This is a genomic window from Flavilitoribacter nigricans DSM 23189 = NBRC 102662, assembly GCF_002646595.1.
GTDB classification, from domain to species: domain Bacteria; phylum Bacteroidota; class Bacteroidia; order Chitinophagales; family Saprospiraceae; genus Flavilitoribacter; species Flavilitoribacter nigricans.
Genome location: NZ_PDUD01000024.1, coordinates 137,474 through 152,771, shown reverse-complemented (window position 1 = coordinate 152,771; position 15,298 = coordinate 137,474). Strand labels below are relative to the sequence as shown.

The window sequence follows — 15,298 nt, the reverse complement described above, 5'->3', positions numbered from 1 at the left end:
AAACTTCTGACCGCCCGGACTTGTTATGCGGGTATTAAAACCCATTGTCAACATTCCGTGCAGTTTTAACCGGGAAAGTGCTTGCCCCGGTACCATCATTCATTACCTGCCGGATGGTCTTACTGACCGTTGCGGTCTTGCTACTCATAAATTGGTGGAAATGATCGGATGATAACTATCGCGCAAAGCGCTGCACAGCATGTTGGCGGTAAAAAGTCAATGTCATGAAATACAATATTCTGGGAAACACGGGCCTGCTGGTTTCCGAACTATGCCTGGGCACCATGACTTTCGGTGGTCGCGGATTTTGGACCGCCATCGGTGAACTGGATCAAAAGCCGGTAGATGAACTGGTAAAGCGATCGGTAGATGCCGGCATTAATTTTATCGACACAGCTAACGTTTATTCCGAAGGTTTATCCGAAGAAATGACGGGTAAAGCCATCCGCAATTTAGGGCTGGACCGGAAATCACTGGTCATCGCCACTAAAGTGAGGGGCACCATGGGTGAAGGGCCCAATCAAACCGGTCTGAGCCGGGGCCACATTATCCAACAAGTAGAAGATAGTCTGCGCCGCCTGGATACCGACTACATTGACCTCTATCAGATCCACGGGTTCGACCCCTTTGTTCCGCTGGAAGAAACCCTGCGCGCGCTGGATGATCTGGTACGTAGCGGGAAAGTACGCTACATCGGCTGCAGCAACCTGGCGGCCTGGCACATTATGAAAGCGCTGGCTTATTCGGAACACCGTAACCTGGCTAAATTCGTATCGCTACAGGCCTATTACACCATTGCCGGCCGCGATCTGGAGCGGGAGGTCATTCCACTTTTGAAAGATCAGAAAGTAGGCCTGATGGTCTGGAGCCCGCTGGCCGGGGGACTACTCAGCGGCAAATTCAAACGCGACGGAGAAGGACCGGAAGGTGCCCGCCGGGTGAACTTCGATTTCCCACCGGTCAATAAGGAACGTGCCTTCGATATTCTCGATGTGATGCGGCCGATGGCGGAGGCTAAAGGGATTTCCGTGGCCCGGCTGGCCCTGGGCTGGCTGCTGCAGCAGGAAGCGGTGACGACGGTGATCATCGGCGCCAAAAAAATGGAACAGCTGGAAGATAATCTACAGGCGGTAGACGTCACTTTTACCGAAGAAGAACTGCAGCAATTGGACGAGGTAAGCCGTCTGCCGGAAGAGTACCCCGGTTGGATGCTGTATCGCCAGGGTAGAGACCGCCGCGGACAGATCGAAAACCTGGGCGTTAAATTCTAACTCACCCTGGTTTCGGATGTTGCTGCCGGGCGCTACATCTACTATTTATTCGTAACGTCATTTATTCGAAAGACCACGATCTTTTTGATGAGGTCCGAAGGAAGGGGCTCCGTGAGCGGAAATTGCACGGAGCCCTTTCCCTGTTTATAAGCTGAGAGTTCTTTCTGAAAAGCGGCGTGCCCGTTCGGAGTGGCGTAAAACCCGATGTGGTTCTTATATCCGGCAAAATAGACCAGTGGTTTTCCGTTCAGCTTGTAGGCCGGCATTCCGTAGCTGATCATTTCTTTGGCATCAGGAGCCGTATTTTTGATGATCGTTCGGATCGCGCGCAACCGCTCCTGGATATCGGCTGGAAATTTTTTAATGTACGCGTCAACGTTTTTTACTGCTTCCATGGTGGGTTTAGATTCTGGTATAATGTAATTCTACAATTCCGTTTTTAAAGGTCCGGGTATTTTCCAAATGTAGTTGAATTTTATTGCATATGTTTTCAAAAAAAGTTTCTCCGTGCACTGCGAGTACCGGATGTATATAGAGCAGCAATTCGTCGAAAAGATCCAGATCCAGGAATAGTTTCCAGACACCAAGGCCGCTTTCCACGGAAATGTTCCGCCGGCAGTCGGCCTTCAGGGCGCCGATCTCTTCCAAAAAAGAAGAAGTATCCCTGAATTCCAGCCAGGTAGAATTTTGCCAGTTCAGTTCCGGCGCGGAACGGGAGAGTACACGTTTGGGGATCTCGTTGATCCGAACGGCAAAATCCTGTTCAACGGTAAAAGTGGTGTGCTGCCCCGCTGTCTGCCAGTATTCCGCCAGACCGGGATAGGTGTTACTGCCAAAGATCACGGTGTCCAGCGTATCGTAATAATCCATAGCTGCTTTCAATACGTCATCACTGAATTCCACCATCCAGTTTTCCGGATCGGAAACGACCTGATCCAGTGACATGTGCAGGTGAATGATCACTTTCCCCATGATCGGATTTTTCTTGCAAAGAACGGGATTGGCTTAGGTTTCGACAACGGGGAAATCCGGCAAAATCAGGGGGTAATTGCGTAGCGGATGATCAATAACCGGCTTTCCGGCTTGCTGCAAAAGCCAAAGGCTGCCCGTCTTTGATATTCCGGTAATTCTGAGCCAGGATCCGGGCCGCTTCCTCCTGGTTGGTTACACTGGCAATATGGGGAGTGATGACGATCCGTTCGTGCGCCCAAAAGGGATGGTCTTTGGGGAGGGGTTCGTGCTGGAATACATCGAGCCAGGCTTCCTGGATAAATCCCTCATCGATCGCGTGTAGTAGATCTTTTTCCACGAGCTGACTACCGCGGCCTACATTGATCAGAAAGCTTTGCTTATGCAGCATGGAGAGAAAGAGGTAATTGAGAATACCTTCCGTATCCGGTGTATGGGGCAGAACGTTGATCAGGGCATTGATTCCGGAAAGAAAAACGGGAAGTTGCTTGTCTTCGGCCGAGTAGGTATCTACGCCGGGAATGTCTTTCTTTCGTCGACTAAATCCGGATACTTCGAAGTTCAACCGGGCCAGATCGCGGGCGATACGACCACCAAGCGCGCCCAGCCCCAGGACGCCAACCCGCAGGGGTAATTCAACGGTTTCGGGTTTCTCCCACTTGGCTTCGCTTTGATTTTTCTGAAGCTGCCGGAATTGCCGCTGGATATTTAAGATGGCCATCAACACATAATTACGCATCGAAACACTCAGCGAATCATCTACGATGCGGGTAACGGCCACGTCCGGCGGCAGGCTGTCATCCTGCATGATGTGCTCCACGCCGGCCCCGAAAGAGCTCACCAGTTGCAGATTCGGAAACTGGCTCAATACCCGGGGAGGGTGTTTCCAGACCACCGTCATGATCACGGCCGCCGGATCGGGAATGTCGGGGTAGATCCACACGGGAACCCGGCCGTTCAGGTGTTCGGTCAGTTGATCGCGAAGCGCGGATACATCGCGATCGGTAATAATCAGTGCAATTGCCATAATTCGAAAGTTCAGTCGTTCGGTCCTTCAGTAGACCGGTAGTACAATTGATCCATTATCGGTAGTTCGAAAGTAGCGGGTTATGCAGCATTACTCATCCGTAGTAGCCCCACTACTTGCCGTCACTTTACGTAATCGTAAACCATTTTGGAAACTCCGGCCAACAGCTCGGTCCCGGCCGCAAAGTCCCCCAACTCCTTGGAAAGCAGCACCAGGACATATTTGCGACCGTCCGGTAACATAACGATGCCCGAATCGTGATGGACGCCCGTGATGGAGCCGGTCTTGTGGGCCACTTTAACCGCTTCCGGCAAATGAGCGGGAATGATGTCATTGAATTTTTGATCCAGCAGGATATCGATCATGGCTTCGGAAGCCTCCGGACTGACGACTTCGCCCCGGCCAAGTTTTTCGTAGATAGCCATCAGATCGTAGGCCGTAGTGGAATTGCTCATGCCCAGCTCGTAGGCTTTGATGTCTTCCACTCCGCGCAGCACCTGGATATCGGGCGCGCCCAGGTCCCGCATGGTCTGGGTAACTTTTCTGGCGTCTACCAGGTCAATAACCAGATTGGTGGCCAGATTGCTGCTCACGATGATCATATCGTAAGCCAGGTCCGCAACGGTGCGCTTACTCCCGACGACATCGTAGAGACCGGATTCACTATCATCGCCCACATTGAGGCTGTACAGGCTACTATCCACGATACTGTAGAACTCGTTTTTGACGAGGATAGAATCTTCGAGAGAGAACTTTCCCGCTTCGGACTGTTTGTAGAGCTCGATGAGTACCGGGGTCTTCATCGTACTGGCCGCGTGAAAGCTTTCCCGGGCGTTGATCAGCAGTTGATCGCCGGTGGTCAGGTCCATAAAGGCCATCGCAAAGGTTCCGTCGCCCTGGTCAAATTCTTCCTTCACCTGTTGTTCCAGATCGCTAAGCTGCATCTTCGACGCACAGGAGAAAAACAAGGTGGCCATGAAGGACAGAAAAACGAAGAGTAAAGAGGGTGCTCTCATAAGTACAATGTGCTAGAATGATAAAAATCTTATAGTTAGCGGTAATTCCGCCAAGGATCGATGTGCCTCCTACAGCTGAACAGAAAGATCGACTATCTGTCTATAACGCGCCGCTCCCGCATGTTGTAACGTGCCCCCGCCGGTAGCAGGTAAAAACGTTTGTCCTGCTTGCTGAGCGGGAAGTAGGCGCGGCGTTCCGGCGACCACTTTTTCCCATCGTACACCGCTATATAGCTGGCTCCGATCACTTCAAACTCATCCTTCTGTACCACAATGCCGGTATTTTCGTCCAGCCCGATCCCCAGAAGTTCCGGATGTACATCCAGTATCTCGAAAAGGTCGAATTGCCGGTTACGGGCCAGCAGGTGCTGATCGATGGCAATATTGGAAATAAAACCAAGACCTTCTTCGTGATCGCCCATCATCAGCGTATTGGTTTGCGTATCTCCCCGGGCGAGGTAAGATCCCTGAATGGTAGCTCCCGCCGAAGTGCCCGCGATCACTCCGCCCCGCTCCAATAGATCGTTGAGGGCTTCCTGGGTAGCCGTGCCCAGATAGCTGTCAGCCAGCCTCCACTGACGTCCGCCCGGGAACCAGACGCCCTTAGCTTCCCGGATGGCCCGGACAAAGGCTTCCTCATTCGCCTCTTTCGGATCCCGGGTGTGGCGGACGCTAATATTGGTAAATCCTTCTTCCCGAAAACGCTGCTGAAGCCGCTCGAATTTCGGATCCCGGGCCAGCCCGCCGTCACTGTTTGCTGTGGGGATAATGACGATCGGAGCATCGGGGCCACCGGCCAGTTCCTGAAATTTTTGGTAAAATACCGGATCAAGCCGCCCCCCGCCGATCACAATTAAAGATCCATTCGCCGGTCCGGTAGTAACGGTTTCCAGTTCCGGTTCCCGGTGAACCCATTCCCAGTAAGATTGCGCCCGGGCCTGCACAAAATCACGATCCCGCTCCAGAACGAAACCTTCTTCGATCAGTGCATCCAAGGCCGCCGTTGTTTTATCGGAATAGTCCGATGCTTCGGGATACAGTTGGTCTACGCTGGGTCGGGGATCGCCTTTTTCCTGACTTTCGACTTCGGTTTGGGCCAGAGGGATAAATAATCCACGGAAATCAATGAGTTCATGCTGATTTGCCGGAGCGTCTAAACGTAAACTCCAGGGAGTATAGGTAGCGAGCGGAACCCGAACTTCCAGGTTGCGGATGCCTCCCAGTTCGTTGCCCAGGCTATCTACCTGGGGAACGAGATTGGGGAACGCATATCCCAGTACGGGCGGCTGCCGGTCAATGATGCCCGCTTCCTGCCAGCGTGGTCCGTAATCTACCCGATAGGGATTCTGGATTGTAGTGGGAAAATCAATGCCGGGCAATGCCGGAAAACGGACGGCCTCTTTCGGTACCAGTGTACCGTCGGCGATCCGGGGATAGCGACTGGCGGGCGGGGCCTGGTCCTGGTCCACCCAGTTGGTGAGATGCAGGAGCAAGGCCCGGTAATTCACCCGGAATTCCAAAGGGTCCCCTAAAAAAGCATTCAGTGGCCCCCGACCGTAAGTTCTTCGGGGTGGCCACTGATCGACAAAGTGCTGCCCGGAGGCTATGTGGTAGATCCGTTCGTTGGGTAAAAGCTCCAGGTCGGCGGTACCATCGGCAGTGGTATGGATCAGGCTGGCGGAGCGGCCCCAGTATTCATATCCGGTATTTACCTGAAAGATCTTCGGAGCGTGTTCTTCGCGGTAAAGGTGACTCAGTATGCCGTCTGTGCGGTTGCTAAGTGCATCCTTCTGTTCCGCCATAGCGAAAGGGAAAATATCCGTGGGGTAAAAGAAGGCCGAAAAGCGGTGCGCATCCCGGGAAGGCTGGGCGAAGCGGTGGTTGAAACTTCCGCGCCCTCCGCCGGCGGTGATGGACAGAATACCATCGTAGGCCTGGCGGCCCGCTTCGTCGGTATTAAATCCCCGATACAGGAAGTATCGCAAAAAACGACCGGTTTGGGAAACGCCGGCGGCCAGTCCCCGTTTTACCGGAAAAGGGCAATCCGGATCGTATTTGGCGTAAGCGATAATGTCGCGAATGGCGGCCGGGCCCAGCCCGACGAGTACTGGCTCCCGGGACCGATAAACGAGTTCGTAGATCTTGCCGGCCCGAAAACCGTCCTTCATGATGATACTTTGCCGCTCCGCTCCGAATGTCCAGGCCGAACGCGGTACCGGGATGCGGGGCGCATCGCGACCATCGCGTACGGTCAGCTGGTGTTCCTCCGAATCGGGGCGTACGGCGGGGTAGGGGACCTGTCCGTTGTGGCCAAGACTCAGCTCCCGGCTGATCTGGTCTACGGTCCAGTCACTCCGCACCCAACCTTCAAGCGGTTTACCATCGGGGCCACTTATTTTTTGAGTATGAAAATTGAGCGTATGTTCTTCTTCCGGAACGTCAAACTGCCAGCCGATCCAGATGACGGTCAGTCCGGATTCCATAATTAGGCCATCGCCCCAATACGCGGGATCATCGGCCAGGAGTTCCCGTCCTTTATCCGCCTGATTGAAATAGAGCGGGGTGAATTTTCCTCCACGGTTGCTTACTTCCACCAGGGCCGTTTTCCGGCGCTTTTCCGGATCTACCGCCTGCAGGACGACCAGGTCTCCCCAGGCTTCGACCAGCCCGTCCGCATTGACCGGACCCAACTTCAGGTCCGTGATCTGCTGGTTGTAAGGATTGGCAGGATCGAACCCGTAGTAGACTTTTCCTTTAAGTAGTTCGTAGGCTCCGTAGTTGCCAAAACTTTTACCATCGAGAACGGTTTCCCGGGACTCGATCTCCACCCGCAGTACGCGGGTGTGTGCTTGGATGACGAAACACAGAACCAGGCTGAATAACAATAGTAGGCGGAAGCGAGAGGATGTAAGTGCCATGTGTAGGAAGCTTTTGCCAAAGCTAATGAAAAAGCCGCAGAGCAAAATTAGCGAAGCGGTATTTATGGGGGTGCGGGCCCTAAATTTTCATCCTTCAACAAAGTTCGTCGAGAAACTCCTAGGCTTATTCGTGTTTTTTGGTGGAAGCCGGGACCGACTGATATCTTTTGACAAATTTTTTACGCAATGAGAGACCTGGTTAACTTCGGACTACATACAGAGCTGTTCCCTATTCAATTCCGGGAGGAAGAGTTGCTGTGGTCGCATGATCTAAAGCGGCGGTCCAGCGAATGGTTTCGGGCATTGCGCAAAGTTTTTATCACGGTTTCCTTCGTACCCATCATTTTGCTGGGAGTTACCTATCTGTACGTTTTAGTAATGGGCTTCGACCTGTTGCTATGCCTGCTGATCAGTGTCTATTTCGTTTCGCTGTTTATCCGGAACAGTGAATCTGTATTCTACCACAATCTGGAAAATAACATGCGTTACGCAATCGCCGAAGATCGGGTCATCTTCCTCGAAAATGCGAAACAGAATGCCGGGCACGAACTCTTTTTTCAGGATATTGCCCGGATTGATCTGGTCGGATACGAGGGAGAAGAGCATTCCACGATCTACTTTCTGCCCAAGCATCCGGTTAATTTCCGGGGGTATGACTTTGAGAAAGAAGAACCCCGGATGTATCCAACCTTTGAGGATGTTCCCAACGGGAAAGACGTTTACAAAATACTGCTGGACCAGTGGCATGAGGCTCACCGAAGCTGAGCGCCTTAGCTTGCTTACCGGGTGGAGCCTTTCACCAATCGGAAGAGCTGATCTCCTACCCGCATAAAATAGATGCCGGCCGGTAAGCTCCCTTCGAGATCTTCCAACCGTGCCCGACCGGATTGCAGCGATAAGATACCGCTTTGCACTTCCCGGCCCCACTGATCGATCAGGCTGTAGGGCAAGGTGGTATCGATCGATTCCGTCCAGTTGATCTCCAGGTAATCACCCACCGGATTGGGATAAAGCCGCGCGGTCTGGGAGGAAGCGGATATACTGGCCACCCGGATCTCACTGTAGGTAAAAGTGCCGTCGAGATCGGTCTGACGCAGGCGATAATAATTATTGCCGCTGACCGGATGCAGATCGGTAAACTGGTAGCGATGGCTTTCCTGACTGGTCCCGAAACCGGGTACCCGCTCCAGCTCCTTAAAATGGACACCGTCGCCGGCGTGTTCAATGGCGAAAAAGTCATTATTGAGTTCCGTGGCGGTCTCCCAACGCAGATTTACCTGCTGACCTTCGGCCCGGACCTGGAAAGCAACGAGGTCAACGGGCAGCACCGCTTCCACTTCATCCGCTCCCAGGTCCACATCGGATTGCTGGATGCGCATCTGGCCCTCAAAATCCGTACTGCTGTTCACTAGGGCATTGGAGCCGGCGTTAACGGCCGGAGATTCCGCCCGCAGGTGGTAGTCCCCGTTTTCGGGATCGTTAAAAACCGGCGTTTCGGGATCAGTGTAGAACAGCAGGTCCGAACAGTCAACACTGCCGGCACCATCTCGGATCAGGTTGTCACAGTCGTCGGTATCCACCAGCGAAAAGGAAATGTTGATATTGGGCAGCGCACCCGCACCGGCGCTACTGTAGTGGAAGATGGGATCGGTGTTGGCGGAGCTGTTCCAAAAGATACTATTTCTGATCGTAGCCGAGTTGTCCCCGTTATTAGAAGCATTGAGATACACGGCTCCCCCGACGGATGCCGTATTCCCGTAGAAGGAGCAATTTTCGATATTGGAAACGGAATTAGCGGTTCCGCCGGTCCCGTCGGCCAGAAAATAAAGGGCTCCGGCATTACCTTCCGCGGTATTCTGGGCAAAAATGCAGTTGCTGAAGTCCGGATATACGCTGCCGGGGTACAATGTGCCGTTGTCCGTACCGGCCCGGGAAAAACTGTACAGCACCCCGCCGGTTGCGCTGCTACCAACGACCTCATTTTCGGTAAAACTACAGCGGCTGAACACCGGACTGGCCACATTCGAATTGCCATTGTTATAGCAGGCGCCACCACTTTTCGCCTGGTTGCCGGTAAAAGTGCAGTCGATGAATACCGGACTGGAGGTTCCGTAATTGCCGCCATTGTAAAAGGCTCCTCCGTCGTTCTGGGCCCGGTTATTCAGAAAAATGCAGTTGCTGATTGTGGGGCTGGAAACGCCCTTATACTGCGAGTTGTACCAACCGCCACCGTCGTCCTGCTTAGCGTTGGAGGTATTATTGGCGTTGCCGCCACGGATAGTAAAACCGTCGACGTACAGGTCCGCGCCAATCCCATCGGTGGTCACTACATGGTAGGAGTTATCCGTGTAGGATCCAAAATTGGCCTGGTCATCATTGTTGAGATCACCACTGAGTACCGATGGGTAAAAGGTAGTGCTGCGGGCATCAGGATCCGAACCTTCACCGGCAAAACTGCCAATAAGTGAAATATCACCGGGAATATCGAAAGAAAGGGATCGGTCGGACACCGCCGGCCGGTAGGTACCCTGGGCAACCCAGATCTCTTCGATAGTAGCGTTACTTTCTGCTGCGGATAGTGCATCCTGCAGGTCAGGATAGGCATTGGCCCAGCTACCGCCACAGGCAGTTACGCAGGTAGAGGTGGCCCGGACGTACAGCCGGGTTTGCGCCTGGAGGTAGAATATGTTCATCAGAAAAAGGGCGCAGCCTAAGAGCTTTTTGTAATCATTCAGCATAATGGACGTCAATAAGATGGTTGTTCATCAACCGGGGTGGTGGGTCAGGGCGCTTAATGTTATTGTTTTATGATCCGGAAAGTTTTATCCGCGATCTGCAAAAAATATACGCCGGCGGATAAGCGGCCGTGCAGGTTTGCAATAGTGGCATTTCCGTCGGAAAAATCGAGATTGCCGGTACGAACTTCCTGCCCGATCTGGTTGAGCAGTCGATAGGTAAGACCGGAAGGAGAAGCTCCCGACCAACGGATCTGGATCTGTTCCCGTACGGGATTAGGGTAGAGGGTGATCGCCCCATCGGGCACGGGCTGCCGGGTATCCGTCAGCGCCTCTACTTCGTCCGCTCCCATATCAACAGTAGTTTCCTGGATGCGCACCTGTCCTTCGAAATCCGTGCTGCTGTGGACCAGGGCGTTGGAACCGGCATTAATGGCCGGAGAACCGGTCGCCAGATGGAAGTCATCCCGGTCGGCATCCACAAACATCGGCACCTCGGTATCTGTGATAAACAGCATGTTGGAGCAACTGACCTCACCCGGTCCGTCCGGAATAAGGTGGTCGCAATTATCCGTATCTACCAGAGAAAAAGTGATATCAATGACGGGCGGTGCTCCGTTACCGGCGTGACTGTAATGGAAAATCGGATCGTTGATGCTCCGGCTGTCCCAGAAAACACAATTCTGGATCATCGCCACATTGGTTCCGTCGTTGGAGGCATTGAGGTAGACCGCACCGCCGACCGCCGCATCATTGGCGTAAAAAGTACAACTTTGAACGGACGGGAAGGCGCGGGCCGGACCGCCACCGCCATCGGACAGAAAATAGAGCGTGCCGGCATTGAATTCGGAATAATTCCGGGCGAATATGCAATTGTCGAATTCGGGAAGGGTAGCGCTTTCGTAAAGGGTGCCGTTATCGGAATTGGCGCGGGCAAAGCTGTAGATCACCCCACCGACCGCACCGGAACCCAGAACCGAATTATCATAAAAGACACAACGGCTGAACACCGGACTGGCGACATTGGAATTGCCGTTATTATAGATCACCCCGCCGGTCTTGGCCTGGTTGTTGGTAAAGGTACAGTTGGTAAAGGTCGGACTGATCGTGCCGAATTTTCCACCGCTGTAGATGGCGCCACCGTTGCGCAGCGCCCGGTTTTCGGTGAAGATGCAGTTGCGGACCGTTGGGCTGGAAGTGTCTTTGTACTGAGAATTGTACCAGCCGCCGCCGTCGTCCTGATCCATACCTCCGGCATTGTCGGCATTACCGCCGCGGATGGTAAATCCGTCGAGGATGGTGGTCGCATCCACTGCGTTCGTATAAATGACGTGGTAAGAATTATCGGAATAAGAAAGAAAATCATCCTGATCGTCGCCCTGGAGATCGCCACTCAGTATGGTGAGGAATTGCTGGGGATCCCGGGCGTCCGGATCCGGTCCGTCGCCGGAGAAACCACCCCGGATCGCTACTCCGTTGGGCAATTCAAAGGATACGGACCGATCTGCGTCCGCGGGACGGTAAGTTCCCTGAGCGACCCAGATCTCTTTTACTTCGGACGTTTGCCGGGCCGCACTTAAAGCAAGTTGCAGATCGCCATAGGCGTTACCCCAGTTTTGACCGCAGTTCGAATTGCAGTCGGAACCAGCCCGTACGTATAACCTGGTTTGCGCGGGAAGGAGTGTGACACTCAATAGCAGGAACAGACAACTTATTACCCCTTGGTATAAATACAGCATGACAAATACACTAATCTTAAGGTAACAACGGACCCTACAGCCGGAAACTGATCGAGGCCGCCAACCGGTCTAAAAATGGGTGAATGGGGGGTAAGTTGGGACTCGCTTCAAAATGCGATCAGGCCATTCCGGTCTGACATCCAGGCAAATGTATCAATTCTCGCCGACTCGGTCAAATATTCAAATCTACTTTAATACATCAAACATTCTCGAATATTTGATCGTGATACTGCGATTGCTGATCCCCAACTCGTTGTGGTTCTCGTTCCACACCAGAAACAGGCCGGTATTTGCCTGCTGCAGAAGCCCAAAACGCACGTTGGCGGACCACAATTTGACCACGCTGTTGTACTGGATCAGACTTTGCAGATAGATGCGCGGTGTAAAAGCGTACGCCAGTCGGGACCGGAAAACATTAGTCGTGAAATTGCCGCCGGGCAGGCTGATATCGTTGTTGCTCAGGGCAAATTCGGAATTGAACTGCTCGCCCAGGCGCAACATCAGCGCCACCGTATTGGCCTTGCGGGTGCCCCCAAAAAAACCTCCCATTACCGAACGGATGTTGATGGACACAGGTTTGCTCTGGTTGGTGAAAAAAACGATCTGAGCTTCCCGGTGTCGGTAGGTCCCCACGGGTACGACGATCTCGTCGGAGATCTCAAAGTCTTCGGTAACGCCTTCCGTGGTGAAGTTGATGCCGGTATGGACTTCCATGCCGCTTTTAAATTCCCAGTGATTGTCGACATGCAAAAAGCCGGTTTGCTGGAAACCGTCGAAATCCCAGTAACCGCGATAGGTAACGTGAGGACGCAATTCCAGAATGCCGATAAAGTTCTTTGGCCGGATCTGTTTCAGTACCCGGAATTCCGGTTTGCGGAAAGCACTGCGCAGGAGAAAACCCACTTCTGGATTGAAACCTTCGCCCACTTCCGTATAGGCGGCATTGAGGTCGAGGCCGTTCCACTCGTACTGAGACTGGAACTTGAAGGAATGGGTCTGCTCCTCAATGCCCGGCGTAACCGACTGGGCGTAAAAGCCGGATAACTGGGCTTTCTTACCGATGCCGAAGCGACCGTCGGCAGCGAAGACCCGGTTGAAATCATCTTCGGTACCCTCTCCCATACCGGCCCGGTTGATGAATGCGCCTCCGATGTAGGACCGCTGGGCAAATTCGTGATTGAAGCGGGCGACGGTAAAATTATTCTTTTGGATACCGGCATCCTCCACCTCGTCCGTGAACATGCTCAGGAATCCGATATTGGATTTATTGATCTTACCCGATACCCTCGCTCCGCCGATGATGGGCACCTGTTGCCCGGCATTGCCGATGCCGATGCGGCGACTAAAGAACAGGTCCACTTCGCCGGGACTACCAACGGAGAACAGACCGGCGTTTTCCAAAAAGAAGGGACGTTTTTCCGGGAAAAACAGGTTGAAACGGTCAAGGTTAACCTGTTGTTCATCCACTTCTACCTGGGCGAAATCCGTATTATAAGTGAGGTCCAGGGTCATGCTGGGCGTGATGCTGTATTTGAGATCCGCCCCCACATCGGCCCGAAAGTCCGTCTCGGGATCCGGAGCCTCGTAGTCTTTGGACGTCTGCCCCAACACGTAGGGGATGAGTTTCAGATTGCCCGGATTTTGCAGATTAAGGCCGGTCAGTTTGCCGGCCAGTGACAGGCGATTGAGATCGAACTGGATGGGCAACTGCGCCCAGTAGGCGATCTCATTGCTCTTGCGAATGTTGCGGCGAAAGTTGATCCCCCATACCCGGTCGTTGCCGGAGGCGAAGCGGATCGTACGCAGGGGGATGGCAAATTCTGCACTCCAGCCGTAGTCGCCCACTTCGGCCTTTACTTCCCAGGAGGCATCCCAGTTGATGTTGAAACCACCGATGGTGCCGCCCTGCTGCCGGTTGGAATTAAAGTTACCCTGGCCTTCGTTATTGACCTGGGCGTCGTATTCCACTCCCTGGGAATTGGTACCGAATACAAATCCGTTCTGCCCGTCATTGTAGGTATCCAGGATGAACATGAAACAGTCCGTATTATCCAGGGAAGCATCGCGGCGGGCATCGGTTACCACCAGTCCTTTAGGGTTGGCGTCGTAGGCCACCACGGATACGTAGAAAGTTTCCTGATCGTAGGCGATGCGGACCTCAGTGCGCTCCGAAGCCGGCTGTCCGGCATTGGGCTGCGTTTGCCACAGCTCCGTAATGGGCGTCACGGCCTGCCAAACGGGATCGGTGCGTACATTACCGTCAATAACGGGAACCTGTTCGATCGTAGTGGCCTCAGTGGAGGGGCGCTCGCTTGCATAATTTGCATTTCCGTTACCCTGAGCGAAGGCGTTAATGGAAAAGCAGAGCAGTAAAAATGCCAAACGGCATTTTAAAGTGGATGGAGTAGTTTGCAAGACCATGGTTTTTTCATACTGTTTTGAATGGGTTAATATAGGGAATTAAAGCGGATAACTGTCCAGATGAAAAAAGGCGATCCCTATCGAAATCAGGCCCGTAGCTATAAAAGCAGCCGTCAAAATGAATGCGATCGTTTGGGAATTGAGTAATTTTAGGTATTCACTGTTCGCAGGAGCGGTACTGAAGCCCTGAATATTGATTTTATCGGTAATTTTCGGCCTGCGAAAAAACGAATTCAAATAAGATAAAAACAGATTTTTTCCCGCCTATGAACCTTTACCAGCAACACCTGCTTGCTTACCGCCAAGAGTTATCGACCAACGACCACCAGATCGATCAGATCGTCGGTGGCCGGCAATTCATGGATCGTCATTTTCGGGAAAATATTGATCTGGAGCGGGTGGCCCGGGCGGCCTGTTGTTCTAAATACCACTTTATCCGTCTGTTTAAAAAATACTACGGCCTTACGCCCCACCGATATTTGACGGACCTGCGCATAAGGGCCGCACGCGAAATGCTGGCTGCGGGTGTTTCCGTCATTGACACCTGTTCCCGTTTAGGATTTGAGAGCGCTACCTCCTTTACCGGCCTGTTCAAAACCTATACCGGACAAACACCGTCTGCTTACCGGCAAATCAAGCAACATTCGAGAGCTTTCCGCAACTAACCGGCCTTAACTTTGCCCATTATCAGAACCAATCAAATAGTGGAATTATGAAAATAGCCGTAACCAGCGTGATGGTCGACGATCAGGAAAAAGCGTTACATTTCTATACGGAGATCCTGGGGTTTGTAAAGAAGCGGGATATCCCCATGGGAGAACACCGATGGCTGACGGTGGTATCCAAAGCGGATCAGGACGGAGTGGAACTGCTGCTGGAACCCATGGGATTTGAGCCGGCAAAAGTTTTCCAAAAAGCCCTGTTCGATGCGGGCATTCCCCTGACCAGTTTCAATGTGGATGATCTCGACCGGGATTACCAGCGACTTCTGGATCTGGACGTTGAATTCAGCGTGCCGCCCACCCAGATGGGACCGGTCAAAATAGCGGTACTGAAGGATACCTGCGGCAACCACATCCAACTGGCTCAGGTTTAGGCACACTCAATGGTTGCGGGCTGTCCGAAGTAACCCGCAACAGTATTCCTCTTCCCGTTTTTTTGCCTTCTGGCGCATTTACCGCCCAAAACTGGCGTTTTGGGCC

The 15,298-nt window shown here is 53.0% G+C and carries 12 protein-coding genes; 4 read left to right on the top strand and 8 right to left on the bottom strand.

Features of this window, described 5'->3' with window-relative positions; translation table 11 throughout:
- Window positions 1-224: 224 nt before the first annotated feature.
- Window positions 225-1,271 carry an aldo/keto reductase gene (locus CRP01_RS19840; protein WP_099151832.1) on the top strand — a complete coding sequence of 349 codons (1,047 nt, stop codon included), beginning with the start codon at window positions 225-227 and terminating at the stop codon, window positions 1,269-1,271.
- Between the two features lie 41 nt (window positions 1,272-1,312).
- Here CRP01_RS19840 and CRP01_RS19835 read toward each other — a convergent pair whose 3' ends face one another.
- The 5 genes from CRP01_RS19835 to CRP01_RS42855 all read right to left on the bottom strand — a co-directional run bounded on the left by CRP01_RS19835 (window position 1,313) and on the right by CRP01_RS42855 (window position 7,201).
- Window positions 1,313-1,666 carry an iron chaperone gene (locus CRP01_RS19835; protein WP_099151831.1) on the bottom strand — a complete coding sequence of 118 codons (354 nt, stop codon included), beginning with the start codon at window positions 1,664-1,666 and terminating at the stop codon, window positions 1,313-1,315.
- A 7-nt stretch (window positions 1,667-1,673) separates the two neighbouring features.
- Window positions 1,674-2,243 carry a dihydrofolate reductase family protein gene (locus tag CRP01_RS19830; RefSeq protein WP_099151830.1) on the bottom strand — a complete coding sequence of 190 codons (570 nt, stop codon included), beginning with the start codon at window positions 2,241-2,243 and terminating at the stop codon, window positions 1,674-1,676.
- A gap of 91 nt (window positions 2,244-2,334) precedes the next feature.
- Window positions 2,335-3,267, bottom strand: a complete 933-nt coding sequence (locus tag CRP01_RS19825) for a 2-hydroxyacid dehydrogenase (RefSeq protein ID WP_099151829.1) — start codon at window positions 3,265-3,267, stop codon at window positions 2,335-2,337.
- A gap of 122 nt (window positions 3,268-3,389) precedes the next feature.
- Complete coding sequence (locus CRP01_RS19820) at window positions 3,390-4,283, bottom strand: serine hydrolase (protein ID WP_099151828.1); 894 nt, start codon at window positions 4,281-4,283, stop codon at window positions 3,390-3,392.
- A gap of 92 nt (window positions 4,284-4,375) precedes the next feature.
- On the bottom strand, window positions 4,376-7,201 hold the full coding sequence (locus tag CRP01_RS42855; protein ID WP_222845780.1) for an alpha/beta hydrolase domain-containing protein: 2,826 nt from the start codon (window positions 7,199-7,201) through the stop codon (window positions 4,376-4,378).
- Window positions 7,202-7,387: 186 nt separating this feature from the next.
- Between CRP01_RS42855 and CRP01_RS19810 the strand changes: the two genes are divergently transcribed.
- The gene (locus tag CRP01_RS19810) at window positions 7,388-7,966 is read left to right on the top strand and encodes a hypothetical protein (protein ID WP_099151827.1); all 579 of its coding nucleotides are present in this window, start codon (window positions 7,388-7,390) and stop codon (window positions 7,964-7,966) included.
- Between the two features lie 14 nt (window positions 7,967-7,980).
- On the opposite strand, the gene CRP01_RS19805 is transcribed toward CRP01_RS19810, so the two are convergent.
- The 3 genes from CRP01_RS19805 to CRP01_RS19795 form a co-directional block, all read right to left on the bottom strand.
- Entirely contained in the window at window positions 7,981-9,951 is a 1,971-nt protein-coding gene (locus CRP01_RS19805; protein WP_143473459.1) for a choice-of-anchor Q domain-containing protein, read from the bottom strand.
- A 47-nt stretch (window positions 9,952-9,998) separates the two neighbouring features.
- On the bottom strand, window positions 9,999-11,675 hold the full coding sequence (locus tag CRP01_RS19800) for a choice-of-anchor Q domain-containing protein (RefSeq protein WP_099151825.1): 1,677 nt from the start codon (window positions 11,673-11,675) through the stop codon (window positions 9,999-10,001).
- Between the two features lie 186 nt (window positions 11,676-11,861).
- Window positions 11,862-14,057 (bottom strand): DUF5916 domain-containing protein, encoded by a 2,196-nt coding sequence (locus tag CRP01_RS19795; protein ID WP_099151824.1) that lies wholly within the window; start codon window positions 14,055-14,057, stop codon window positions 11,862-11,864.
- Between the two features lie 305 nt (window positions 14,058-14,362).
- On the opposite strand from CRP01_RS19795, the gene CRP01_RS19785 reads away from it, so the two are divergent.
- Both CRP01_RS19785 and CRP01_RS19780 read left to right on the top strand, forming a co-directional pair.
- A complete protein-coding gene (locus CRP01_RS19785; protein ID WP_099151822.1) occupies window positions 14,363-14,761 on the top strand; it encodes a helix-turn-helix domain-containing protein in 399 nt (132 codons plus the stop codon).
- Between the two features lie 47 nt (window positions 14,762-14,808).
- A complete protein-coding gene (locus CRP01_RS19780) occupies window positions 14,809-15,192 on the top strand; it encodes a VOC family protein (protein WP_170110459.1) in 384 nt (127 codons plus the stop codon).
- Window positions 15,193-15,298: the final 106 nt, after the last annotated feature.